This window comes from Arthrobacter sp. 05L417, from assembly GCF_056397865.1.
Window position 1 is genome coordinate 1 of sequence record NZ_JBFTOG010000048.1, and the last position, 24,554, is coordinate 24,554.

General features: G+C 60.8%; 23 protein-coding genes. 7 read left to right on the top strand and 16 right to left on the bottom strand.

The genetic code is table 11. The features are described from left to right. Positions 1-311: 311 nt before the first annotated feature. The 9 genes from AC1DJW_RS23780 to AC1DJW_RS23820 form a co-directional block, all read right to left on the bottom strand. Positions 312-1,274 (bottom strand): PDR/VanB family oxidoreductase, encoded by a 963-nt coding sequence (locus tag AC1DJW_RS23780; protein ID WP_476902690.1) that lies wholly within the window; start codon positions 1,272-1,274, stop codon positions 312-314. Then, positions 1,264-2,466, bottom strand: coding sequence for an aromatic ring-hydroxylating oxygenase subunit alpha (locus AC1DJW_RS23785; protein ID WP_284755887.1), 1,203 nt, complete (start codon positions 2,464-2,466; stop codon positions 1,264-1,266). Before AC1DJW_RS23785 ends, AC1DJW_RS23780 begins: the two co-directional genes overlap by 11 nt. A 115-nt stretch (positions 2,467-2,581) precedes the next feature. Next, the gene (locus AC1DJW_RS23790) at positions 2,582-2,974 is read right to left on the bottom strand and encodes a VOC family protein (RefSeq protein WP_459341322.1); all 393 of its coding nucleotides are present in this window, start codon (positions 2,972-2,974) and stop codon (positions 2,582-2,584) included. 355 nt (positions 2,975-3,329) lie between these two features. Continuing rightward, entirely contained in the window at positions 3,330-4,484 is a 1,155-nt protein-coding gene (locus AC1DJW_RS23795; RefSeq protein WP_284755890.1) for a PucR family transcriptional regulator, read from the bottom strand. Between the two features lie 147 nt (positions 4,485-4,631). Beyond that, positions 4,632-5,402: an SDR family NAD(P)-dependent oxidoreductase gene (locus tag AC1DJW_RS23800; RefSeq protein WP_476902691.1), complete on the bottom strand. Its 771-nt coding sequence runs from the start codon at positions 5,400-5,402 to the stop codon at positions 4,632-4,634. Between the two features lie 308 nt (positions 5,403-5,710). Then, entirely contained in the window at positions 5,711-7,240 is a 1,530-nt protein-coding gene (locus AC1DJW_RS23805) for an APC family permease (RefSeq protein ID WP_476902692.1), read from the bottom strand. Beyond that, positions 7,237-8,616, bottom strand: a complete 1,380-nt coding sequence (locus AC1DJW_RS23810; protein ID WP_459341320.1) for a flavin monoamine oxidase family protein — start codon at positions 8,614-8,616, stop codon at positions 7,237-7,239. The genes AC1DJW_RS23805 and AC1DJW_RS23810 overlap by 4 nt, the downstream gene beginning before the upstream one ends. A 15-nt stretch (positions 8,617-8,631) precedes the next feature. Beyond that, positions 8,632-8,979, bottom strand: a complete 348-nt coding sequence (locus AC1DJW_RS23815) for a cupin domain-containing protein (protein WP_284755896.1) — start codon at positions 8,977-8,979, stop codon at positions 8,632-8,634. An 89-nt stretch (positions 8,980-9,068) separates the two neighbouring features. Continuing rightward, on the bottom strand, positions 9,069-10,532 hold the full coding sequence (locus AC1DJW_RS23820) for an aldehyde dehydrogenase family protein (RefSeq protein ID WP_459341319.1): 1,464 nt from the start codon (positions 10,530-10,532) through the stop codon (positions 9,069-9,071). 321 nt (positions 10,533-10,853) lie between these two features. Between AC1DJW_RS23820 and AC1DJW_RS23825 the strand changes: the two genes are divergently transcribed. Next, on the top strand, positions 10,854-12,473 hold the full coding sequence (locus AC1DJW_RS23825) for a sigma-54-dependent Fis family transcriptional regulator (RefSeq protein ID WP_390280716.1): 1,620 nt from the start codon (positions 10,854-10,856) through the stop codon (positions 12,471-12,473). Positions 12,474-12,505: 32 nt separating this feature from the next. Here AC1DJW_RS23825 and AC1DJW_RS23830 read toward each other — a convergent pair whose 3' ends face one another. Then, entirely contained in the window at positions 12,506-13,375 is an 870-nt protein-coding gene (locus tag AC1DJW_RS23830) for a LysR family transcriptional regulator (RefSeq protein WP_390280718.1), read from the bottom strand. 109 nt (positions 13,376-13,484) lie between these two features. Here AC1DJW_RS23830 and AC1DJW_RS23835 point away from each other — a divergent pair, with 109 nt between their 5' ends. The 4 genes from AC1DJW_RS23835 (at position 13,485) to AC1DJW_RS23850 (ending at position 17,370) form a co-directional block, all read left to right on the top strand. Further along, on the top strand, positions 13,485-14,423 hold the full coding sequence (locus tag AC1DJW_RS23835) for a dihydrodipicolinate synthase family protein (protein WP_284755902.1): 939 nt from the start codon (positions 13,485-13,487) through the stop codon (positions 14,421-14,423). Further along, a complete protein-coding gene (locus AC1DJW_RS23840; protein WP_476902693.1) occupies positions 14,416-16,206 on the top strand; it encodes an oxidoreductase in 1,791 nt (596 codons plus the stop codon). The genes AC1DJW_RS23835 and AC1DJW_RS23840 overlap by 8 nt, the downstream gene beginning before the upstream one ends. Next, on the top strand, positions 16,203-16,970 hold the full coding sequence (locus AC1DJW_RS23845; protein WP_284755905.1) for an SDR family NAD(P)-dependent oxidoreductase: 768 nt from the start codon (positions 16,203-16,205) through the stop codon (positions 16,968-16,970). Before AC1DJW_RS23840 ends, AC1DJW_RS23845 begins: the two co-directional genes overlap by 4 nt. A gap of 154 nt (positions 16,971-17,124) precedes the next feature. Then, positions 17,125-17,370, top strand: coding sequence for a hypothetical protein (locus AC1DJW_RS23850; RefSeq protein ID WP_284755907.1), 246 nt, complete (start codon positions 17,125-17,127; stop codon positions 17,368-17,370). Between the two features lie 88 nt (positions 17,371-17,458). Here AC1DJW_RS23850 and AC1DJW_RS23855 read toward each other — a convergent pair whose 3' ends face one another. From AC1DJW_RS23855 to AC1DJW_RS23865, 3 genes are all read right to left on the bottom strand, one after another. Next, positions 17,459-17,764 carry a hypothetical protein gene (locus AC1DJW_RS23855; protein ID WP_284755909.1) on the bottom strand — a complete coding sequence of 102 codons (306 nt, stop codon included), beginning with the start codon at positions 17,762-17,764 and terminating at the stop codon, positions 17,459-17,461. Between the two features lie 496 nt (positions 17,765-18,260). Beyond that, complete coding sequence (locus AC1DJW_RS23860) at positions 18,261-19,529, bottom strand: amidohydrolase (protein ID WP_476902694.1); 1,269 nt, start codon at positions 19,527-19,529, stop codon at positions 18,261-18,263. 151 nt (positions 19,530-19,680) lie between these two features. After that, positions 19,681-20,304 carry a PadR family transcriptional regulator gene (locus tag AC1DJW_RS23865; RefSeq protein WP_284755912.1) on the bottom strand — a complete coding sequence of 208 codons (624 nt, stop codon included), beginning with the start codon at positions 20,302-20,304 and terminating at the stop codon, positions 19,681-19,683. 206 nt (positions 20,305-20,510) lie between these two features. On the opposite strand from AC1DJW_RS23865, the gene AC1DJW_RS23870 reads away from it, so the two are divergent. After that, positions 20,511-21,005 carry an SRPBCC family protein gene (locus AC1DJW_RS23870; RefSeq protein WP_476902695.1) on the top strand — a complete coding sequence of 165 codons (495 nt, stop codon included), beginning with the start codon at positions 20,511-20,513 and terminating at the stop codon, positions 21,003-21,005. Positions 21,006-21,014: 9 nt separating this feature from the next. Continuing rightward, entirely contained in the window at positions 21,015-21,302 is a 288-nt protein-coding gene (locus AC1DJW_RS23875; RefSeq protein ID WP_476902696.1) for a YciI family protein, read from the top strand. Between the two features lie 454 nt (positions 21,303-21,756). On the opposite strand, the gene AC1DJW_RS23880 is transcribed toward AC1DJW_RS23875, so the two are convergent. From AC1DJW_RS23880 to AC1DJW_RS23890, 3 genes are all read right to left on the bottom strand, one after another. Beyond that, positions 21,757-22,641, bottom strand: coding sequence for a helix-turn-helix transcriptional regulator (locus tag AC1DJW_RS23880; RefSeq protein ID WP_476902697.1), 885 nt, complete (start codon positions 22,639-22,641; stop codon positions 21,757-21,759). 119 nt (positions 22,642-22,760) lie between these two features. Then, entirely contained in the window at positions 22,761-23,372 is a 612-nt protein-coding gene (locus tag AC1DJW_RS23885) for a PepSY domain-containing protein (RefSeq protein ID WP_284755916.1), read from the bottom strand. Between the two features lie 153 nt (positions 23,373-23,525). Continuing rightward, complete coding sequence (locus tag AC1DJW_RS23890; RefSeq protein ID WP_476902698.1) at positions 23,526-24,524, bottom strand: aldo/keto reductase; 999 nt, start codon at positions 24,522-24,524, stop codon at positions 23,526-23,528. Between the last annotated feature and the right edge of the window lie 30 nt (positions 24,525-24,554).

Here is a 24,554-nt window from a genome sequence, read left to right on the forward strand (position 1 = left end):
GTCGTTGAGCATCTTCTGGCCCTGCCGGACCTTGGCGATGACCTGCTCAGGGGTATGTCTGCGTGCCATGATTCGTGAATTTCCTCCTGCGTCCATTCTCGGACACGAAACTCACACAAACACTGGACTACTCTCCGGGGACCCAACCAGCCCGAGACCGTTGTTTCCGCCGCTTCCGCTACGGTGACAATCGCGCCCGCCACGGGCAGCAAGCCCTGCCTCAACTGCTGAGCAGTATTAGCTCCTGGCAGACGGCCCAAGTAAGTGGTTGGTGGAAGTGAGTTTCTCTTCCGTTTACCCACCCTTGAACGCTAAACGTCGAGGACGAGTTCTGGCGTATTTGCACGGGACACGCAGATGAGCATCGTCGCCCCCGATTCGCGGTCGGCGTCGCCAAGGAGGAAGTCGCGGTGGTCAGGAACGCCGGCGATCACTTTGGTCTCGCATGTACCGCAAATGCCTTCCTTGCACGAGGTCGGCACGACGATTCCGACCCGCCCCAACGCATCTGTGATCGACTCACCAACAGCCACTTCACAAGTCACGCCGCTGCGCTCCGCGACGACGGTGAACACGCTTGAGCCCGCTTCCACGCCTTCGTCGAGGCTTCCGGCAGCAAATCTCTCCAGATGCAGTGTGCCGGTCGGCCACGTCCCACAGAGTTGCTGGACTGCGTCCAGAAGTCCCGCAGGTCCGCAGCAGTAGACTTTCGTGTCGAGCTGAGGCACTCCCAGGAGTGCCTGAAGGTCGATCCGGCCGAGTTCGTCTTGGGGCACTATTTGGACCCGTGACCCGTAGCGCTGGAGTTCGTCAAGGTAGGCCATCGAGTCTCGAGACCGGCCGCCGTAGACGAGGCTCCATTCGATGCCGTCTTCGTTGGCTTTTCTGATCATGGGCAAGATTGGGGTTATGCCGATACCGCCTGCGATAAAGAGCGCCCGCTCGCTGCTGCTAACTGCGAAGGGGAAGTTGTTCCGCGGTCCGCGCACGGTCACTGCGTCGCCCACCTGGAGATCGTTGTGCACGTATTCTGACCCTCCGCGACTTTCGGGAGCCAAGAGCACCGCCACCTCATACGAGTCGGTTTCGTTGGTGTCGTTACAGAGCGAGTAATGGCGGATCAGCCCGTTAGGCAGCTCGAATTCGAGATGTGCACCCGGATCCCAATTGGGGAGTGGAGCACGGTCGCCGCGCGCAAGGCGCAGCGACCGCACACCGGCGGCCACAAGTGAAGCCGCCGTGATCTCAAGAGAGAGCTCCAGGTCAGATGACATGGGAGGCGCCCAAGCTAATCTGTAGTGGTTTCTCCCAACGACCTGTCAGATAGGCTGTGGCGAGTTGGGCTTGGAAAGCACGGACGCCGTCCTCGCGTTCATCGAACGGACCTGGGCGGTAACCGTCAGTGAGCATGCCCTGGTAAACGGACTCGCAGGCGCCGAAGTCCTGCTTGTTGGTGATGTCCCAGAAGTCCGCAGCGAAGGACGGGTCAAATCCCGGCCGCTCGGCAACCTCGCGCGGGAAGTACCACGTGCACTCCACCCACGTCTCGCCCGGGGAAAGTGGCACGAGCCGATGGGTCATCACGTAGTCCGGCTGGAGCGTCAGTAGCAGGTTGGGGGCGAGCATGAAGTAGAGCGTCCAGCGGGCCTGCTCGTCATCAATTCCGACGATGCGGTCGCCGCCGCTGCGGCCGTCGAGGCTGTTCGTGTCCGCGTCGTCACGAAACTCCAGGCCGCCGCCCAGCCACATGCCTGTCTGATGCAGGCCCATTGCGGATTCCGGCGGGGCGACGCGGCAGAGCTCGGGGTGAATTGACGGGCAGTGGTAGCACTCGAGGTAGTTCTCGACGACGGTCTTCCAATTGGTCTTGAGAGTGTAGTTGTGTGACTCACCGACAACCATATCCGTGGGGTCCCATGGAGCCACCACCTCGGTCAGATTGCCGACCCACTCGCTGAACTCAGGGGCGTCACCGGAGGCGTTGATGAAGATCCAACCGAACCACTCGACGGATCGGACCTCGAGCAGCGGCCACTCCTCCTTGTTGAAGTTCTCGGTGTCCATGAACTGGGTCGCCGACCGAAGCTCCCCATTGAGGCCGAAAACCCAAGCGTGGTACGGGCACTGCACCAACTTCTTGTTCGTGCACGCGCCCACCGGAAGCAATTCGTGGCCGCGGTGGCGACAAGCGTTGTAGAAGGCATGGAGGGCGCCGGAATCGTCGCGGGTCAGCAGGATGCCCTGGGTGCCGACTCGGACGGCACGCTGGTCCCCAGCCTTGGCGACGTCGCTGCTGCGGCCGACGCAGACCCACGCGGCCTCGAGGAGGTGCTTGCGCTCCCAGTCAAGAATGTCCTGTGATAAGTAGGCGTCTGCGGGCAGCGTCCGGGCATCCGAGAGTCGTTCTTCGAGCACAATGTCCAGGTCGGATTTGGTGAGGGGTGCCGGTGGCAGTGAAGTGGTCACTTGTCGTCTCCATCGTCGATAGTCGAGCTGATAGGGACTAACGTTATTCAGGCGCACTGCGCATCAACATAGGCATGCGCACCGTTCAAGCCGCCCTAACTGTGCGCGCCCACATTCACGATTGGGACTTCGCGTGCTCGACGAGCAGATTGTCTGAGAGTGGCGTCTGTAGTCCGAAGGTGACGCCGAAGGGATCCGCGAGCAGCGCGAAGGGACCTAGGGCAGACTCCGTGACCGGCACACGAACCCTGGCCCCGAAGTCACTCAGGCGCGCAACCTCCCCTTCCAAATCAAGCACCCGCCAGTACGGAATCCAGTGCGGTGGGACGGATTCCGGGAGAACATCAAGCATGTCGACCACACCCGCGACTGGCTCATCGCCCCAGGCCAGGAATCGGTAGTCGCCCGGGGTTGGCTTCAGTTCATGAATTACACGACACGACAATGCGTTCGCGTAATAGTTCGCGGCTTCCTTTGCCCGTGGCGTGTAGAGATCGACAAACGCCACCTGCCCGAGTCTCTGCGGTTGCGGCTTAGAGCCGACAAGCTCAGCGAGCACGAAAAGCGCTCCAGCGGGCGCCGAGTACACACTCAGGTCCTGCCCACCTACAGCCAATTTGGCCACCAAGTCGGCGCCGAAATCTAGCGCTCGGCGAGCCGATGCGTCCTTGTCAGTGCTCCCGAAGCACGGAATCCAGCAACCTGATGGGGGTATCGGCGCGTCGACTGACGGTACGAAGGACACCGTTTGGCCGGAGTCTGAACCTTCGTGCAATCGGTCCATTACCAAGTTGAAAAACGCGCGTGTTGCGCCCGTGTCTCCGCCTAAGAAGAGGACGCTCTCCATGGCGACCCGGACGTTGTTAGTCATCCTGAACTGTACCTCGTTCGAAAAGGGAGGAGAGATTGGCGCTGGAGCGAAGATCCAGACCTGACGTGGCCAGCCAGAAGTGAGCGTAGTTGCTTGGCGATGACACGTCGCGTCCGGTGAGTTCTTCGATTAGCCGCAGGCGGTTGCGCAGGGTGTTTCTGTGTACGAAGAGCGCAGCTGCCGTCGCGCTCATGTCGCCGTCTTCTGCGAGGTAGCAGCGGAGTGTGTCTACCAGCAGGGTGTCGTTCTTTCGGTCGTACTCCACCAACGGAGCTAGAGCTTCGGCCGAGAGGTCGCGAAGCGGTACCCCTGCCTCCAGACTAGCTATCAGGAGGGCCGTCGCCAGATCTTGCGTCCGATGCACATGAACACCGTACCCTTCAGCCAGCGCGTTGCGCGCCTCGAAGTAGCCTAGCCTCAGGCCCCGCACTCCAACGCGCGGCTTACTTACACCGACTCGTGCGTTGGGCCCGAGCCTGGCCAAATGTTCGTGGCAGAGCCGCGCCACGAACAGGCCGGCTTGTTCTGGAACGACTAGTACCAATCTGTCGTCCACGATCGTCCGCAGGTGCGGATCGTTCTGCTGGGTCAGCAAGGTGTGCAGGTTCCAGGGGTACGACCGGAGCCGGCGAGGCGAACCATCGGCGGACCCGACGACGACCTCGTGCGGCTTGGCTACGTCCAGGCCGTGGTCAAGGAGTCGTCGCGCGCCTTCTTTTTCGCCGAGGTAACCGGCAATCACGTCTTCAAGGACTTGGCCCAACAGCTCTCTTCGCCCGCTCAAGATGGCGTGCCGTCGTGACAGTTCGATACCTGCCAGGGTGGCGGCAAAAGTGAGGAGCTTCGTCGACGCGCCTTGTCCACGCATGGCCAGCACGGCGACTGGTTCCCCTTCCAGCTCAACCGACCGAAGGATGCATCCGGCGACGGGACTGTCCGGAGGAGGCGATACGGCGACGAGTTCCTTCGCCATCCATTCCGCTCGCTCAGGTACACTCACCAGCACGCCGCCACGCAGATCGATCACAGCCACAGGCGCAGAAGAGATGCGGTATAACGCCCTCACCAGCGCATGCAGCGGCCGTTCGGCGGTGAGCGCGTCGGCCAATGCCCGGTGGTCGGCGAAATCTGAATCGGCCGCCCTCATGATTCGAATCATACCTTCTGGACGGCTACAGAACCCGACGACGATTCGGTTACCAAAGGGGTCCGCAAGTCGGGTACCGCTGTTGTGTCGAAGCAGCGTTGCGGCGCTTGGGCTCTTGCGTCATCCAGTCGGTTCACGTCGGCTGAGTCAAAGGACAGGCTGGCGGGCCAACGTACCGCCATCAACCGTGAGCGTTTCACCGGTCATGTATGCGGAGGCGTCGGAGATCAGGAAGCCAACAACGGTCGCGATCTCCTCGGGCAGTCCGAACCGGCGCATCGGTGCCCATCGCGCAACCACGTCATCGGACAGGCCGGTGATCCAGGGCTCCGCCATCGGCGTTCGGATCAGGCCGGGAGCAACGCAATTGACGCGGATGCCTGCATCTGCGAGCTCGATAGCGGACGTCCTTGTGAGTGAAATCAACCCCGCTTTTGAGGCGTTGTACGCCGCGAAGTTGGCCTCCGGTGCCAAACCGTTGATAGAAGCGATGTTGACGATAGAGCCATGGCCCGCGGCCCTCATCACCCGCGCAGCAGCGGCGGAAGTCAGCGCCGGTCCGCGCAGGTTCGTGTGCATCGTCGAATCCCAGTCCGCGGCCGTCACGTCGACAAGCGCCGTCGACTCGAAGATCCCGGCGTTGTTCACCAGGGCATCGACCCCGCCGAAGAGATCGACACATCGCCCAACGACTTTGGAGCCCACTTCAGGGTCAGCAAGATCGGCTACCATTCCTTCAGCAGTACCGCCGACTTGCTTGAGCTCAGCGGCTACTGCCTGCGCCTCGGAAGCACTACGCGAACAGACCAGGACACGATCGCCGCGTCGGGCGAAGTGCTCTGCGCACGCGCGACCAATTCCTCTGGTTCCTCCGGTGACAATCACGCGCCGGCTTGCGTGGTTTTCGGGGTCGGCCACGTCTACTTCCTTTCGAGTTAGTCGTTTGTGCTAGTTACGCAAATGAGTCAAGGCAGCGGGTAAAGAATGATGGGATTGAAACGGCGGAAGAGTCTTGCATGACGTCGTCTACGATGCTTTTGCAATGCCATGTCCAGCCTTCTTCTCGTTATGAGCGCAGCCCATCTTCATCTTTAAATCTGAAGGGTGGACATGAAGAGCGGCCCGGCAGCGGCACAAGAAGCGATTACGCCCAGGCATATGCGGGCTCGCATCCGATGCCGGCCAGACCGCCCTTCACAGGGTTTTCGATTCGGCTCACATGATGTCTACAACTGAGCTGATCGTGCTTGCCGCCGACGCTCACGCTCCGCCTGGACCTGGCGCATTTCCTCTTCGAGGGCGATAGCGTCTTCGCCTTCTGGCAACGCGGGCGCAGGAAGGCGCCAGGCCATCGGCTTCTTGTCCTGGACCACGCGTCGGTAGATGTAGAGCACGACGGACAGGAGCAGGATGGCGACAGCGACGAGGGTGTCGCGGAAGTCGCCGTAGCCGAGGAGCTCAGGATTGGCGACGCCGACGACGGTGATGACGATGTTGAATGCAACCAAGATGACGACCACCGCGATCCAGCCACGACCGCGGCGGATCGGACGCGGCCAGTTCGGGCGGTCCTTGCGCAGCAGGAGGAAAGCGGACAGACCAAGGATGATCGACAGCAGGTAGCCAAGGTTGCTGGCCAGCAAGATGCTCACGGGTGCCCCGACAAGTACCATGACCGTGGCGTTCAGGAGCACGTCCAAAGTGAGGGACCGTCCGGGCACTCCCCAGCGGTTCACCCAGTGGAGCTGCTTGATGGTCATACCTTCTTCAGCTAGGCCGTAGAGTGCCCTGCCGCCGTCGGCCGTCGTGGAGATGATCGCGATCAGCAGGGCGGATCCGATCACGATGGTACCGATCCAGCTGGCGCCGCCGAAGGCTTCGCCGAACGCCACCGACACATAAGTCACCGGGTTGTCGCGCACCGCTCCCTCACCGATGGTGCCGGCGAGCACGGTCGGGACCACGCAGAACAACACGATCATGAACATCGAGATGCGAGTCATGGCCTTGGAGGTGTCGCTCGACGTGTTCTTATACTCTGGCGCGAAGGACGCGACAATCTCACTGGCGTAAACCGCCCAAGCGGTCACGTACAAGACGACTGCGACCGTGCGCCAGTCTCCGTTGACATACCAGGTCATGTTGCTGGCCGACCAGTGCAGCGATGGGCTAACTAGGCACGCGACCGTCACCACGGCGAGGCCGACGATGACGAAGGCGCCCAGAAACTTGTTCACGGTTGCGCCGAACTTGAGGCCGAAGTAGTTGAAGGCCCAGGCGAACAACATGGCGCCGAGAGCAATGATGTGCTCGAGGCCGAGTTGGTTTCCGAGGATGCTGAAGCTCAGGTTATTGCTCGGGAACCACGTGGCCTTGATGAGTTGCCCTAAGACAACTGAGGCCATCGAGATCGACAGGGACCAGCCAATCCAGTACCCGAACGCCGCCATGGCTCCTAGCGGAGCGAAGTACCGCTTCCAGCCCTCGATCGCATAGCGGGCTACGCCACCCGAGTCCCGAGGGAACATCGCCGCCATCTCGGAGAATACGAAGCACTGGAGCAGGGCGATGACGGCTCCCACGCACCACACGGTGATCGCGGTCCAAGCGCCAACGACTCCAAGAAGGTATCCGAAGGTTACGAATAGGCCCGTGGGCAAGGTCAGTGCAAGCGCCATTCCGTCACGCCAGGTCAGGGTCTTAGCGAGCCGGCGACGCTCGGTAACAACCTCGGTAACGACCTCGGTCTCGGTCATATTGAAGTCTTTCTGTGTGAGTGCGCTGTATCTGAGGCAGGAGCGCTGTGAGAGGAGGTGCTGAGCAACTGTGTGTGGACCTCACGGCCGGCGCGGATGCCGGACTCGATGGCACCGTCTATGAAGCCGTTCCACCCGTTAGCGATATCCGATCCGGCGAAGAACACGCGACCTTCGGCCTGTTGGAGTTCGGAAAGGTACGCGACCGTCTGGCCAGGTCGGAACATGGACCAGGTGCCCTGGGAAAACTCGTCATTTGCCCAGTTGTGCCCGGTGGTTTCCACGATCTCGAGGTCTCCGAAGATCTTGCCAAGTTCCTCACGCACCATCCCGGCATTGGAGGCGTCTGTGTTTGCCCCATCGGGACCGAACGCAATCAGTATTTGGCCGTCGTCGAAGATTTTGTCCGTTACGACATAGTTGATCAGATGGTTGTCGGGGGCGACCGCGAAGAAAGGCTTGGGCAGGTTACCGCGGACCCGCACCCAGACTTTCGAGCCGCGGCCGGCTTGCCGCTCAGCACTGACCGTTCGCTTGCCGGGCGAGAGTTCCGGAGTGAACTTGATGGACCCGAGTGTGTTGATCGGAACAGCCATAACGACTCCCGACGCTTGGAGAACCTCGCCGTCACGCGTGACGACGCGGACGCCTTCATCGTTCTGTTCGACTGAAGCAACCGGGGTGCTTAAGCGAATTTCTGCGAGGGAGTCGTCAGCGATTGCCTCAATCAAAGATCGGGTACCGTCCTTAAACTTGTACCGTCCCACGGCGTCAAACATGGTCCCGATATTGAAATCGCTCAGTGCGTACCAGCGCATGGCTGCAACGACGCCGACCTCATTGCATGGAGCGGAACCCATGGCACCCCAAAGCCCGTTAGCAAGGTCTTTTTCCTCCTGGGAGATGTCCAGCGAGTCGATGCGATCCTGGATCGACAGCTTGTCGACCTCTGCGAGGGCTTCCGGATGCAGGAAAGGCTCGAACGGCCTATCGAAGACCTCGCGGGCACCTGCGACCACTTTTTCCATCACGGCGTTGATTGAGTCGGCCACCTCGTCGTACTTTCGGATGCTCTGCTTACCACCGGTCACCGTGGCTGCCAGTTCCGGCCCAGAGACGCCAACGGTCTCGACCAACTGGAGGCCGTAGCGGGTGATTTCCGAGTACACGTGGGGTTGGAACCAGTGCACCCAGGTGCCACCCAGCTCCAGCGAATAACCCGGAAGTGCATCATCCTTGTACCAAGTGCGTCCACCGAGGCGGTCGCGACCTTCTAGCAGCGCGACCTTGTAGCCTTGGCGGCCGAGTTCGCGTGCAGCAGTGACGCCGGCAAATCCGCCGCCGATGACAATGACGTCGTATGATTTATTGCTCATTTTCTTCTGCTACCTTTATCCGCTGATTACAAAGAACTTTTTGATGGGCTCATGAACGTGAGCAACGGTCTTTGTTCCCTTCGGAAACGATGCGACGTCGCCTGCTTTCAGGGAGACCGACTCGCCACCTATCACCTCGACGGTCATGCGACCCTCTAACATGTAGACAGATTCGTCACCGAGGAGCTCGTCTTCCACCCCGCAGGGCTCGCAGGTGAAGAGGCCGACGTAGAGTTGACCTTCGCCGTCTGTGGACGTCCGGAGCCATTGAACCTTGGCGGCCGGTGTTCCGTAGAGAACATTCTCCAAGGGGTAGTCCTCGGGAGGACTGAGGTGTTCTGTTGAAACCGATAGTTCAATCATTTGCGTTTCTTGCCTTCCTAATCATTCTGATTCGCTCTGCTTTGTGTGGCCAGACCGGCCGCGAAAAAGCAGTGTGGTTCCTGAATGGTTCAGTTATCTGAGTACGCCTTCTTGGCGATGTGAATGACGGAGCTGTCCGTGTACTCCAGAAGTCCATCGATCCCGAATTCGACACCCAAGCCGGACTGTTTGCGGCCGCCGAACGGCACATCGGGCGCGACTGCCGAGTGCGTGTTCACCCAAACTGTCCCGCTCTCAAGTTGCCGCGCAACGGTTGTGGCACGTTCCACGTCGCTGCCCCAAACAGAGTTTCCGAGGCCGTAGTCGGTTCGGTTGGCCCGTTCGATGACCTCATCGATGTCGTCGTACTTCAGGACGCTGCGTATCGGGGCGAAGGTCTCTTCGGCGACAAGCGGACTGGTCTCCTCAATGTCGCGCACCACGGTGAGTTCGACGAAGTAACCAGGCCTGTCGATCACGTTTCCGCCCGCGATGATTTTTCCGTCGCGGGCAGCGATGCCGAGTGCGTTCTTGGCGGTCTGGAATTGGCGCGCATTCTGCAGCGGCCCGAATTCGTTATCCCGGTTGAGCCCGGGGCCGATCTTCGCCTTCTCAGCGAGCCGGGCGAGCTCAGTGCAGAACTCGTCGTACTGCGAAGAGTGCACGTAGATTCGCTTGATGTTGATGCACACCTGACCCGTGTTCCAGAACGCCTTCTCAAAGATCCGCTGGGCGACGGCGGGGATGTCTGCATCGTCGAGCACCACAGCCGCGTCGTTGCCGCCAAGTTCGAGGACTACTCGCTTGACGGTGTCACCACTCGCCATGACTTTCCGACCCACGGCGGTTGAGCCAGTGAAGGAGACCTTTGCGATCGACGGGTGCGCGCTAAGGAATGGCCCGATTTCGCCGCCGTCGCCCACCACGTTGACCACGCCTGCTGGCACCAGATCGTGGACGATTTCGGCCACAACCATCGCGTTGAGCGGGGTGGTCGGCGCCGGCTTGATGACGATTGTGTTGCCCGCAAGCAGCGCCGGAGCGAGCTTGTAGATGGTCTGGAAGAACGGAAAGTTCCACGGAATGATCGCAAGAACAACACCTAGGGGCGTGCGGTGGACCTCGATGCGCGACTCGTCATCCTCGCGGAGGACCTCCGGGTCCAGACGCAGGCTGTTGAAGTACCGCAGCCAGGTCACCGCCGCGTCGACGTCACCCTCAGCTTCAGCAATCGGCTTGCCGTTCTCGAGGGTAATGATCTGCGCGATCTCCAGGCGGCGCTCTTCGATCCGCACCGCGATCTGTTCCAGGATATTAGTCCGGTCACCATGCGTGGTCTTTTGCCAGCCCGCGAACGCTCGGGCGGCCGCGAGGCATGCTTCGTTTGCCTGGCTCTCGTTCGCGACCGGAGCTACGGCGAACGCTTCGCCAGTCGCAGGGTCGATGACAGGCTGGCTGGATGCGCCCTCGAGCAGCCGCCCGTCGATGAGTTGCTTGAATGACCTGTCGGATAGCTCGGTCTTGGTCCGTGCTGGATCCATCTGGAGCGTCATCTGGGCTCCCTCTCCATTGAGTACTGATTGCTTGTAGCCGATCACGCTGATCGGCGATAGCGATATCGTCCTCCAACACCCATGTGAGTAACTGTTCAGGAATCGGACACCTGACGTTCTTGCAGCGTTCCAATGCGGAGATCCGGGCTGAGCCGCCCGGTGCCGTCCAGTCGATCCACCTGCCAAGGTCTTCGCCCGGCGAACCGACTCTGGCGGAGGATTGACGGCCCGTGCGAGCATTGATATACCCCTGCTCGGAAAGAAAGCCATATGCCCATCCGTGAATTTGTCGGAAATCCGATGCCCGAAGGTGACTCGCCCATGGATCCGGACATCCGGCAGTCGTGGTATCGATCGACCCTAGCCGGACTGAACCCGGGCAGCCAGATCGTCATTGATCAACTCGTCGACATGAATCTCGGCTCCCGACTCATGCGGGCAGCCACGCCGGTCCTCGAAGGTCTAGAGAACCAGCTACACGACTCCAATTTCGGGCTTCTGCTTGCCGACAACGAGGGCTACATCCTGCATCGCACCTTCGGCACACCACATTTGGCCGCCGCGTCGGATCGTCTGGGGGTGTTGGTTGGCGCCCAAATCACAGAACAGACAAGCGGCACCAACGCGATCTCGACACCAATCGAGACCAGGCGCGGTGTTTTTGTGCTGGGGGAACAGCACTTTCTGGAATGCCTGCGCGACCAGATTTGCTTCGGTCTCCCGATCTTTCAGCTTGGCACAAGGCGTTTGGAAGGCGTGATCAACATAATGGGTCCGGGACGTGAAAGCCCGGCCCTGATGAAGCCCGTACTCACCGCTGCGGTCCGGGAGATCCAACAGAGGCTCTTAACTACGTACTCGGACGCGCAAGTTGCGCTCCTGCTCGCCTTTCGAGCTGCATGTGAAAGCCATCGCCGAATGCCGGTGGTGGCGGTCGAGCCAAGCGAGACTTTCACCAACGGTGCGGCGGCCACGGAGTTACAAAGCAATGACCTCGCCGTGCTAAAAGAGTTCGCTGCGCAACACGGCGTGGTCTTCGGTGACCGAGTGCGGATGGACTTGAGCATTGGACAGCGAACGGTCCTCGTAGAGAGGGTCTCGGATCAGGGTGCGGTGTTCCGCGTTCTGCGAGACGAAGAAGATACCCTGGCTGTGCCCCGCGCTTCAGTTCGATACCGAACCGTCGGTGACCAACTTACCGAGACGCTCATCCGCGCACGCGCTGCCTCCGGCCATGTGCTCGTCTCCGGTGAGCCAGGATCGGGCCGCACCACCGCAGCTCACAGCGTGACAGGTGACGATTTCGTCCAAGTGATTGACGCCAGCGAAGCTGTCGTCAACGGCGCAAAGAAGTGGGCAGCGAGTCTTCAGAGCTTGGCAGAGCAATCGCCGGCCAGCCTCGTCGTCGAGTCGGTCCACCTTCTTGATGCGCGGTTGCTCCGGGTGCTGTCAGACGCTATGGAGCAAACGAGCACACGACTAGTGCTGACGAGCGATACTGGAGTAGATTCACTTGCTGCGGTCGTGACGCACTGTCGTTCGGTTATCGATCTGCCAACGCTGCGGCAACGCCGACTCGAGCTGGCTTCGATAATAGGGGCGATGCTGTCAGATCGCGGCGCCAAGAACATTAGGTTCACACCCCCGGCTCTGGCGGCCCTGTCAGCCCACGACTGGCCCGGCAACTACAAAGAGTTACAGGGTGTGTTAGACGAAGTTCTTGCCGCGCGGTCAGCCGGCGATGTGACTCTTAGCGACATTCCGGAGCGGTATCGAACGCCTGGCCGCCGCCGGAATCTGGGGCTCCTGGAGCAGGCTGAGTTCGACACTATTCGCAAGGTTCTGGTGCAAGTGAGGGGCAATAAGGTTCAAGCTGCAGGGCTGCTTGGCATCAGCCGCTCCACCCTGTATTCGCGGATGAAAGCACTCGGGCTCCAGTAACTCCCGGAGAGCGCAAAGAGCCGCGCACCGGATTACATCAGAGACAACCTCACAGCTTCGGTGAAATCGGGGATGTTTGGATGCGGGTCTCCTTTTCGCCAAGCCAGAACAACGGGCACTCGCGGGGCATCCGATAAGGTGCGGAAATCAATTTGCGGATGAGTATAAAAGCGTGCGGTCGACGCTGGAGTGATACCGATACCCCGACCCAGCGCAATCGCTTCCATCCACTCGTCAATATTGCGGACGCGCACGATCTTGGTGGGCATGTCTGCCTCATCCCACAGAGTGACACTGGTGGTACCCGCGAGGACGTTCATCACCAACGTCTCGCGTGACAGCTCCTTGAGGCCGATGGCGCTTCGTCCAGTGAGTCGATGACCAGCCGGAAGTGCCACCATCCTGGGTTCCTCAGTCAGCACCAGCGTTTCAAGCGCCGGGTTGTTCGGGGCGCCGAGAAGAAAAGCCAGATGGCATCGTCCCTCAGAGAGCCTCGCCATCGGGTCGTCGTAACGGCGAATGTCCACCTGAATGCCCGGATGCATGTTTTCAAAGGTCCTGACCGCCGGTCCTGTTATCTCCGCAAGAGGACCGGCGAAACAAATGCGCAAAACCAAAGAGGTGCCGGTAGCCGCGTCCGCGCCTTCTTGTAGGGCCCTCAAGCAGAGCTGAGCGTAGGCGAGGAGACGTGTCCCTGCCGGGGTCAGGGTAACGGAACGGCGGTCACGGCGCACTAGAACGGTTCCCAGAATCTGCTCGAGGCTAGCAATGGTCCGGCTCAGGGACGGCTGGGTGGTTCGAAGCCGTTCTGCCGCACGGGTGAAGTTCAGGTCTTCTGCGATGGCGACCAGAGCCCGGAGATGACGGAACTCAATGTTGAGAAGCCGATTTTCGAGATCCATCCCTTATACGTACCACGCATAAGGGATGTGAAATCGGCATTTCACAGCAAATTGATCCAACCGTAACGTGAGTCACCTCAGAACTCATCCAATGCAGAGGAGTACTTCCATGACACCTTCACCCCTTTCGATTTCAGGCGTTATACCTGCCCATTTGCAGCCGTTCACAGCCGATGGCCGCTTGGACGAGGTAAACCTAAGGAAGCATCTACGTGCGCTCTTGGATGTTCCCGGGATCTCTGGGATCACAACCAACGCCCATGCCTCGGAGACGGCAACGCTGACTCAGGATGAACGCGCCCGTCAGCTGGATATTGTGCTCGAAGAAACTAACGGGCGTGTGCCTGTTATCGCCGGTATCTATGAAGACGGATCAACCAAAGCCGCGGCAGCTGCGGCTCGGGCACAGCAGGCCGGCGCTGATGGCCTGCTGGTCTTCCCGTCCGCGGTATTGGATGGCGGCGGCTATCAGCGTCCGGAAATGGCGCGCGGGCACTTTGGCGAAATCGCCTCATCAACGGATCTACCGTTGATTGCCTTCATCTATCCCAACTTTTCGGCGTTGCGGTTCACCGTGGACGGCATCACGCAGCTGTGTGCGGAAATCGACACGATCGCCGCCGTCAAGGAATGGTCCAATGACATTGTCATTTACGAGCGGACGTGGAGGGCGCTGAAATCACTCGACAGGGACGTTGCGGTCTTGTCTAGTTTCAGCCGTTCCCTGTTCAGTTCCCTATGTGTGGGGGCCGATGGCATTCTCTCGGGTCATGGCAGCATTGTGGCCAGCCTTCACGTCCGGCTTTGGGAGGCTGTCAACAAGCTGGACCTCGCCGAAGCCCGTACGGTATGGGACCAGATCTGGCCGCTCGCCGAAGAATGCTACAAGGAACCTCTTCTGGACGGACACAACCGAATGAAGAACATCCTGGCATTGACGGGCGGCATCGATGAGGCTTATGTGCGCTCTCCGTTGCAGCCGCTCAGCGACGAAGAACGGACGGCCTTGCGCGCGGCTATAGCGGAGTCGGGACTTGTCCATGCCTGACGTGCAGACTTCGGCATTGTTTACTCCGATCTTTATCGGAGGCGTCGAGATCAGGAACAGGGTGGTCATGCCTCCCATGACGACCAGATACTCCACGAATGCGGGTTTTGCTACCTCTGCCACCGTTGCCTATTATCAAGCGCGCGCCCGCGGAGGCGTAGGGCTGATCACCGTCGAAATGGCAGCACCTGAGGTTGCCGGACGTCACCGGTTCCATGAGCTGGGCATCTATGATGACAAGTTTCTGCCGGGATTGGAAACGATAGTCAAGACAATCCACGATGAAGGTGCCCGTGCGTCGATCCAGCTAGGTCACGGTGGCAGCAGGGCTCGCCGTGCGGTCTCGCAGGTGCAGCCCATCGCACCCTCCGCCATACCAACACCCGTCTTTGAAATCGAAAAGGAAATAGCCCATCCCGAAGCGATGACCAAAGAACGAATCGAGGAAACAATCGGAGCGTTCGTCTCCGCCGCCGCACGCGCCAAACGGGCCGGCTTCGATATGGTGGAGCTTCACGGAGCACACGGCTACCTGATCGCGCAGTTCCTCTCTCCATCGGAGAATGTCCGTACGGATGAATTCGGCGGATCGCTGCGAAACCGGGCTCGTTTCGGCCTTCGAATCATCGAAGGCATAAAAGCCGCAGTTCCAGGGTTGCCGGTAATTTATCGACTTGGCGCCGAAGACTTCTACGCCGAAGGCTTACACGCCGAGGACGCCTATGCTGTAGCCGAATGGGCTGTCGAAGCAGGAGCCGACGCGATCAGCGTCACGGCAGGACACTACAAGTCCCAACCCGGCGCCGAGGTGATGATCCCGCCCATGGCCTACAAGGAAGGAATCTTCCTGGACATGGCCGCAGCCGTCAAGGCGCGGGTCAAGGTCCCCGTCATCGGCGTCGGAAGACTGGGCGACCCAGAGATAGCCGGCAGGGCCATAACCGAGGGAAAGCTGGACATGACGGCCATTGGCCGTGCGCTCCTGGCAGACGCGGAATGGGTCAACAAAGCCAGAAACGGGGAACCTGTTCGCAGCTGTCTGTCGTGCAATCACTGTGTGAACAACATGCGAGGCGGTAACAACCTGTCCTGCGTCGTCAACCCAACCACTGGCCGGGAACTGGAGTTCGCAGCCGGTCGTCGAACGGCGACCGGACGGAAAATCGTCATTATCGGTGCCGGACCGGCCGGTCTGTCATACGCATCGCTAACCGCCCCTGGTAACACGGTCAGCGTTATCGACAAACGAGGCCAAGTGGGAGGCAATTTCCTACTGACGGGGAAGGCCCCCACCTTCAATGACGTTGAGGCCACAGAGCCGAGCTTCGCCGCCTACATCTCCAACCTGGAAAACGAATGCAGACGGGCCGGCGTCAGGTTCCATCTTGGTAAAGCTGCGCAATCCAGACTCGAACTTCTGCACGAAGCCGATCTCGTCGTCATCGCTGCCGGAGCTCGATACCGGGCCGGACTCGGTCCTTTGGTGGAGAAAATCCTGAACACGGCGTTCATGAAGTCAGGAGCCGTCAAGAAGGTTTTCAGCAACCAGAAAGTTCGCGATTTCTTTTACTACAGGCTACGCGTCGGGAGGGGAAATTCCCTCGTCCATGCGCTCGGCCTGGGGGATCTCCCGAGCGACAGACTCGTAATCATCGGTGACGCCGCCCAAGCAGGTAAGGCGCGCGAGGCGATTAGCAGCGCGTTCGACGCAGCACTAAGGCCGCTACCAGCCGCAAACATTGATTCTCTACAGTTCGAACGAAACATCGGAGTGCAAAAATGAATACCTCGCTTAAAGGAAAGACCGCCATTATTACCGGTGCCGGTCGTGGCATTGGCAAGGCAATCGCCGCCCACCTCGTTGCCCAGGGTGCGAAAGTCGCAATCATCGACATCGACGCTGCGACGGCGGCTGACACTGCCGCCGAACTGGGCGGATACAGTGTCGCCGCTGACCTCACGGATCCCGCCTCTGTGCAACAGGCCATGGACGATGCTTCACACCAGCTGGGAGGACTGGACATCTTCGTTAATAACGCTGGAGTCTGCAACCCTGGTGAACTGCTGTCCGGAGATATCGGCCTCTGGGACAAGCAGTTCGCCGTGAACACACGAGCTGCCTATCTCTGTAGCGTCGCTGCCGCCCGAAAAATGATCGCCCACGAAAACCGTGGTTCGATCGTGATCATCACGTCCAACTGCGCAAGCAAACCTAGATTGGATCTTGCCGCATACTGCGCGTCCAAAGCGGCCACACAGATGATGGCGCAGTGTCTAGCGTTGGAAGTAGCGGGACACGGCGTCAGGGTCAACACGGTAAACCCCGGATCCTGCGAAACCGAAATGCAGCGCGAACAGTGGGCGCGGCTGGGAGTAGGACCCGAACGCCAGATCGAGGGGGATCTCAACGCCTTCCGCACCGGGATTCCGTTGGGCAGGCTTGCCCAACCGCAGGACATCGCCAATACCGTGGCTTTCCTGGCGTCCGACGAAACCAGCTTCGTGACTGGCCAGTCCTGGTACGTCGACGGCGGCCAAACTATCTAATTGCTCACCCAATAAGTGGCCATGGAGACGGGTCCCGGCAGTCACTCTCGCTGCGGGCCCGTCCGGTCGCAGAGAATTCTCGACACAGTCAGACGCCTGTGGAGAGTGACCAATCAGGACTGTCCTCACAGGAAGTAGACCCGAGCGGAGAAAAATGAGTTTTCATATCCAGTCTGACTGGTTGCCGTTAGTTGGTGAAGTCGTCGAGGTGCGCCTGCATAACGAGGTCGTCCGGCACGGCATCGTTGATGCCGTCACCAACGACAACTCGATTCTCTGGCTTGCCGTGGATGGCGTGAATCCACGCACCATGGTGCAAAGGTGGGATGGCTATGAGATCTGGATCGACTACAAATGGGAAAAGCCCGAAAAATCTCCGGTAAGTCTTCCTGCATGGTAGAAGAACGCGTGGTCGCTACAAACATTCAAATCTTAGGGAGCACTCACCTGGCAGTCATTCCCGAGCGCGAGCCGCAGCAGGCGAGCGGTCAAGCGGCCATCACGGCGTCAGCCGATGACCGGATGGAGATGTTGACATCTGACTGTTGGGGATCGATCAGGGCCGGAAGGCGGCGGGATTGCGAGCAGCGGCGGAGCGCTTCCATTGCCGCCGAGTCGACGTTGGCCCCGCTGACGTCGATTTCAAGGGCCAGACCATGCATGAGGGCGTTGGCCCGCCTCGCGACTACATAGAGGGCGTGAAGGCTCCGGGAGGTTAGCCGCCCGTGGGCTGTGATGCGGACCTGGGCACCATCGATGTCCATTTTTACGAGAAGCCGGATTTTTTCGGTCATGAGTCCTCTTCCGATCAGGAACCGCGACGCTGCGGTCCGGAACAAACACTAAACGGAGGATGTGACGCAGGCAACAGTTACTCCAGTTGTCGGCTTAACTGATTGCGAACCATCTTTTCTGGCTGGGCCATGGCCCTTCAGGGAATCCTGGCATAGGGTTTGACCCACTACCCGCTGGCTGCCCCACTGGGTTTATACGCACGATGTGGGCGTCCGGGCATGAACTTTGAACGCGGGATCTGGCCGACGCCGATTCCCGAATGATGAAGACGTGAGGGAGAAACATGACGCTTGCTCGTGCTGGACAACGAATAGCTACTCATCGTCCCTGTGTTCCCGCAGCGCTGCCAAGGGTACCGGCTTGTGGGCGGTGCGGCCCAGGGTTTCCGCTGACATTCCATGAGTATGTTCCGGCGGTCTATGCGGCCGATGGCAGCGGATTGCGTCCGCCGTCGGCAAGCTACAGCTGTGCACGATGCGGTACAAAGGATAACCATCAGGTTCCCTCGGGCTGGGCCCCGCCTGAGTGGCAGTGGTACTCCTGAGCTAGGTAGGACATTGCTGCGACCACATGGGTTTGGACGCCCATGGACAGCGTCGGGTCGATCACGGGCGCGAAGAGCGGGGAGTGGTTGGCCGGAATGTCCCGGGCCACTGTTCCGCGTTCGACGGCGGCCCGGTAGCTTTCGGGATCCACGCCGCCCAAGAGCCAGAATGTGTATGGCGCATCGAAAGCGTCCGGAATGCGGCTGAAGTCTTCGGAAGCTGTCTGCCTATATGCGGTACGCACTGAGTCCTCCCCGAAATAGGCAGAGAATGCGGCCCGAACCTGCTCTGTCACGGCGGCGTCGTTGCTCGTGAGCGGGAACTGGTCGTAGTACTCGAAATCCGGGTCTTGCGGTGATCCGGCGACAGAGCACTCGCCCCTGACTATCCGCTCAATCGCCGCGAGCACGGACGCACGAACCTGGGGGTCGTAAGTGCGGATGTTCAGGAGGAGGGTGGCGCGGTCCGGGATGATGTTCGACGTTGCTCCGGCGTTGAGCGCCCCTACCGTGACAACCGCGAAGTCGCCCGGTTTGGTCTCCCGCGAGACGATGGACTGCAGCCTGAGCACGATCGAGGAGGCCAGCACCACCGGGTCAACGGACATGTGCGGCATTGAGCCGTGTGCGCCCTTGCCGTACACCGTGATCTTGAGCGAGTCCGCGGCGGAGAGGACGGGGCCCGGCGTGGTGGCTACCCTCCCTGCCGGGATCGGCATCACATGTTGGGCGAAGGCGACGTCGGGCCGCGGCACTTTGGCGACGAGTCCGTCGTCGAGCATTGCTTGGGATCCTGCCCCGATCTCTTCGCCCGGCTGGAACAGCGCGACGTACGTCCCGGACCAGGCTGTCCGCCCGTCGGCCAAGAGCTTGGCCGCGCCGAGCAGCGCAGCGACGTGCAGGTCGTGCCCGCACGCGTGCATGACCCCGTCCACGGTCGACGCATAAGGTAGCCCGGTCGCCTCGGCGACAGGTAACGCGTCCATGTCCGCGCGGGCAAGCACGGTTGGTCCGTCCCCGTTTGTGAGGATCCCGACGACGCCGGTGCCTCCGACGCGGGTTACTGCATAGCCGAACGCGGCGAGTTTCCCCTCGACGAGCTTCGAAGTCCTATGCTCCTCGAGGCTCAGCTCGGGGTGTCTATGCAGGTCCATATATGTGTCCTGGATCCAGGCGAGTTCTGTGCCAAGGCCTGCCAGGACTGCATCGCAACCGCTCATGGACAATCGCTCTCAGTAGCAGTTCGGAGCGCTTGGGCGAGCCGGCGCAACCGGGAAACCCAGCATAGACCCGGAAACCGAGCCGGGGGAGTGTACATTCCGAAGCCGCGAGCGGGATTACTTCCACGTCGCGGCTTCGGAAGGGGCGGTACTAGTCAGCGAGGATGTGGTACAGCGCTCGCCGGGCTTCGTCGATCTTTTCCATAGCCGCCGTACGCTGTTCGTCCGTTGCTGCGAAGCGGAATTGATGGATGACTCCCATGAGCTTTGCCACGCTCTGGTGGAACGCGGGTCCTGATCCCTCCGGATCGATGTTCCACGCATTTTCCAGCTCCTCAGCATGCTCCGCTACATATGCCTTCCCGGCATCGGTGAGTGTGAACTCGGTGCGCCGGCCTTCGCCGACAGGCGCAATGAGTTCCTCGTCAACGAGCTGCTGCAGGGTCGGATAGACGGAACCCGGGCTTGGGCGCCACGATCCCGACGTCTTCTCGGCGATTGTCTTGATGAGCCCGTATCCATTTGATGGCGCTTCGGCCAGCAGGGAGAGGATCGCGAAACGAACGTCGCCCTTGTTGGCCCGACGCGGCCCCCCGGGACCAAAGCCGGGACCAAATCCTGGTCCGAAACCCGGTCCGAAACCGCGGCCCGGCCCAAATCCGCGGCCCGGCCCGAATCCGCCGTGTCCGTGGGGACCGCGACGGCTGCGGCCGCGTCCGAAACGTTCCATATCCGGACCGCAATCTGTGTGCCTATTGTCGTGAATGCCTTTCATAACGGCATCGTCCTTTCAGTGTTTTGTGGGTTGCCCTCAGGCTCGCAGTTTGTTCTGCGATACTTAACGATATATCGCTGACTGTCGTTAAACAAGAGCTGGATTTGTTCGAACTTGGTCAGCGACGCAGGCCGGGGATACCCGATCGCTCTGCCGATTGCCCGCTCGGAACTTACGATGGTCGTGAACGAGATTGAGGACACTAAATGAGTGAACTACTGACGACCATCGAGGTCGAAGAATTCCTGCCGCATTCGCCTGTCAAGGTCTGGCGGGCTCTGACGGAACCCGGGCTGATCGCCCGCTGGTTGATGGAAAACGACTTCCAAGCGATCGTCGGGCACCAGTTCCAGATGCGCGGGATTCCCGTTCCGGCAGTTGGCTTCAGCGGCTTGGTGGCAAGCGAAGTCCTTGACGTGGAAACGGAGAAGCTACTGCGTATTTCGTGGCGGGACGCGAACTCCGGAAACAGCCTCAACAGCACCGTGACGTGGTCGATCGCCGCGGAAGACACGGGCACCCGTCTGTCGCTTGTCCATGACGGGTTCAATCCCGACGAGCCGACGCACGTGGCATCGCACCGCATCATGAGCGGTGGCTGGCGAAACCATGTGCTTCCGCGGCTCGGCCAGACCTTGGCCGGACTCGACAGCACTGAATCCGACAGCGCCGAATCCGACAGCGCCGAATCCGACAACTAAGGGCAAACAATGCAATTCGTCGTTTTCTACAGCTCGGACCCTTCGGCACTTCCGGGGCTCCAGGCCGTCTATCCCCGGCACGTTGAATATATGCAGGCCTTCGCCGCCGAGGGCGGCCTGATCGGCATCGGGACTTTCGACAATCCCGCCGTGAACGGTTCGATGGGCATCTTCACCAGCAAGGAAAGGGCGGAGCAGTTCATCGCAAGCGATCCTTTCGTCCTGGAAGGACTGGCAGTACCCAGCGAGATCCGGGAATGGAACGCAGTAATGTTCAGCCCACAGGATCCCGCCTGACGTCGGTCAATCCGCGCAGCTCACCCGCGCGGGCTCCACGAACGCTGGCACTTTAGGCTCGATTCCCCACGCCACCCGGTGTAGTGCGGTTGCGAGCCAACCCCGGAGCCGAGACGGCCGCAGGCGCCTTGCCGGGCGTGCCGGAACAACCGGTGCCCCCGGCAAAGCACTGCGGCTGTCATTGTTCACGAGGCCAACGACTGCGCAAGCCATCATCAACGAAAAATCCATAGTCATCTTCTTCTCATCTAAGCGTGGAGCCCTGAACTGGTTGACCAGTTAGCGGCTGGAAGAAACCCGAATAATCCAAGGCGGAACCGCCGTCGTTCAAGGTTCTGTTAAAGACGCTAAGCGCTCTGGAAGACGATGTCAGCAGATGTGCCGCTCCCTGCTTTTCCTAGGACTGACGGTCCTACCCCCACCGCACGCGGCCAAGCCGCAAGGCCTTGAACCCTCAGTCCGAGATCGACGCCGGTGCCGCCAGTTCGCTTGCGGTGGTGGCCGCCCAGCTCGCGAGCAGTTTCAGGCGTTCGTCGCTCGCTGACCCGGGTTCCGCGGTGTAGGCGAACATCGTCCACCCGGGGTTGGCCGGCAGTTCCATTGCCTCATAACTGAGTTCGAGGTCCCCGACCACCGGGTGGTGCATTCGCTTGGTGCCGGTTCGGTGGAAGCGGACGTTGTGGGCGGCCCAGCGTGTGCGGAATTCCTCGCTCCGAGTAGCGAGCTCGCCGACCAGATCGCTCAGGCCCTTGTTGTGCGGCTGCCGTCCGGCGTAACCGCGGAGGGTGGCGACGATGTCGTTCGCGCCTTGCTCCCAATCGAGGTAGAAGTTGAGTGACTCGGGGTTGAGGAACACAAACCGGGCGTTGTTCACGGGCCGGACCGGATCGGTAAAAAGGGGCGAGAAAAGGGCGCGGCCGAGTGGGTTCGCAGTGATGAGATCCATGCGCTCGTTCCGCACCCACGTCGGTGCACCCGTGATTGCGTCCATGAATCGCTGGAGGCTCGGGCGGATCTGCTGCGCGGGCGTGACCGCCCGGCGGCGGCGGGCCGGCCCGGGCTGCGCGGCCCGGGCGAGATCGAACAAGTGGGCGGTTTCGGCTTCGTCGAGCCTGAGGGCGTGGGCAATCGATTCGAGCACTTCGTCCGAGACACCTGTGAGGTTACCGCGTTCCAGCCGCGCGTAGTAATCCACGCTGACTGAAGCCAAGGTTGCGACTTCTTCCCGCCGCAACCCAGGCACCCGGCGGTTGGCACCCACAATGAGATTCACTTGCTCGGGTGTCACTTTGGCCCGCCGCGAGCGTAGGAACTCACTCACATCGTTTCGACTGTCCATGGATTCAGGCTACTTCCGGCAGGGGACGTGTGGGAGGTCTTGTCAGTACACCGTTAAAGCACGGTGGGCGGATACGGCAGGGTGCCGTATCCGCCCACAGTGCTTAGTTGCCTTGGGGGTTAGTGACCGGGGCCGCCGGTTTCGGTTGCCGTGACCTTGAAGCTCGCATCGAGCTTGACGGTGGCGTGCGTGCCGTCCGACTTGGTGATGTGGGCTTCATAGGCGGCGCTGCCGTCGTCTTCGGTGGTCAGGTTCTCCACCGTGGCGCCGGAGTTGGCGGCCAGTACAGCGGCCTTCACCTTGCTTGCGGTGTCACCCGTGAGATCGGTTTCGTTTCCGTGGTTGCCGTGGCCGCCCTTCCCGCCTCCGGGGCCGCCGGTTTCGGTTGCCGTGACTTTGAAGCTCGCATCGAGCTTGACGGTGGCGTGTGTGCCGTCCGACTTGGTGATGTGGGCTTCATAGGCGGCGCTGCCGTCGTCTTCGGTGGTCATGTTCTCCACCGTGGCGCCGGAGTTGGCGGCCAGCACGGCGGCCTTGACCTTGCTTGCGGTGTCGCCGGTCAGGGCCGTTTCGTTTCCGTGCGTGCCACCATCCGCGGGGGCGGATGGGCTGGCAGTTGAGGTGTCGGTGGTTGCGGCGTCGGCGGGAAGTGCCATGGCCGTGAGGGCTCCGCCGCCTGCGACCGCGCCGATCAGGGCAGCGCCCACTGCGATTTTCCGGACTTTGTTCACGATGTTGCTCCTTAGAGGTTCAACTCCGAGGGGTTCGAAGCTGTATCCCATCCTCGAAGCCCACACTTTGGCCCCTCTATACCTGTGCTGTGCCTGAACTGTGACAATTCCGCCTGGCTCACAGGATCCGGTTGCGTGGCACCACGCGAACGCCTAGAGGTTGGTCATCCGTTCTGCGGCGTCGTTGTAGCGCCCGCCCTGTACCTGGATCTTCGAGGCGGCATCCTCGATTTCGCCCAGTTCCGCGGCGGACAATTCGACGACGGCGGCACCGATGTTTTCCTCCAAGCGGTGCAGTTTGCGCGTTCCGGGGATCGGGACGATCCATGGCTTCTGCGCCAGGAGCCATGCCAAGGCGATCTGACCGGGCGTGGCACCCTTGCGTTGTGCGATGTTCGCGAGCAACTCGACGACGGCGGCATTGTGCTGGAGCGCTTCCGGCGCGAACCGGGGGATGGTGCTACGGATGTCGTTGCCGGCGTCGAAGCTCGTGGCCGCGGTAATGGTACCTGTCAGGAAGCCTTTGCCGAGTGGGCTGTAAGGGACAAAACCGATGCCCAGCTCCTCGCACGCGGCCAGCACGTCTTCCTCGGGGCGGCGCCACCAGAGGGAGTATTCGCTTTGGACGGCGCTCAGGGGCTGGACGGCATGCGCCCGGCGGATTGTTCCCGCAGATGCTTCGGACATGCCGAAGTGCTTCACCTTGCCGGCCTCGATCAGTTCCTTGACCGCTCCCGCCACGTCTTCGATGGGAACGTCGGGGTCCACCCGGTGCTGGTAGTAGAGGTCGATGACGTCGACGCCGAGCCGGTGCAAAGAGCCTTCCACGACGTCCTTGATGACCTCCGGGCGGCTGCTCACGCGCCCGCTTGGCTTGCGCTCTGCGGGATCGATGTCCCATCCGAACTTGGTGGCGATCACCACTTGGCCTTTGTACGGGGCGAGGGCTTCGCCCACCAGTTCCTCGTTGGCATACGGGCCATAGATTTCGGCGGTGTCGAAGAATGTCACGCCCCGGTCCACGGCGGCTCGGATCAGCGAGATCATTTCCTGCCGGTCCGGCTTGTCGCTGTATCCACCAGTCATGCTCATGCAGCCCAGTCCGACGGCGGAGACCTCCAAGCCGTTGGTGCCCAGTGTGCGCTTTTCCATCGTTCGTCCTCCCGTGTCGTGAATCCTGTG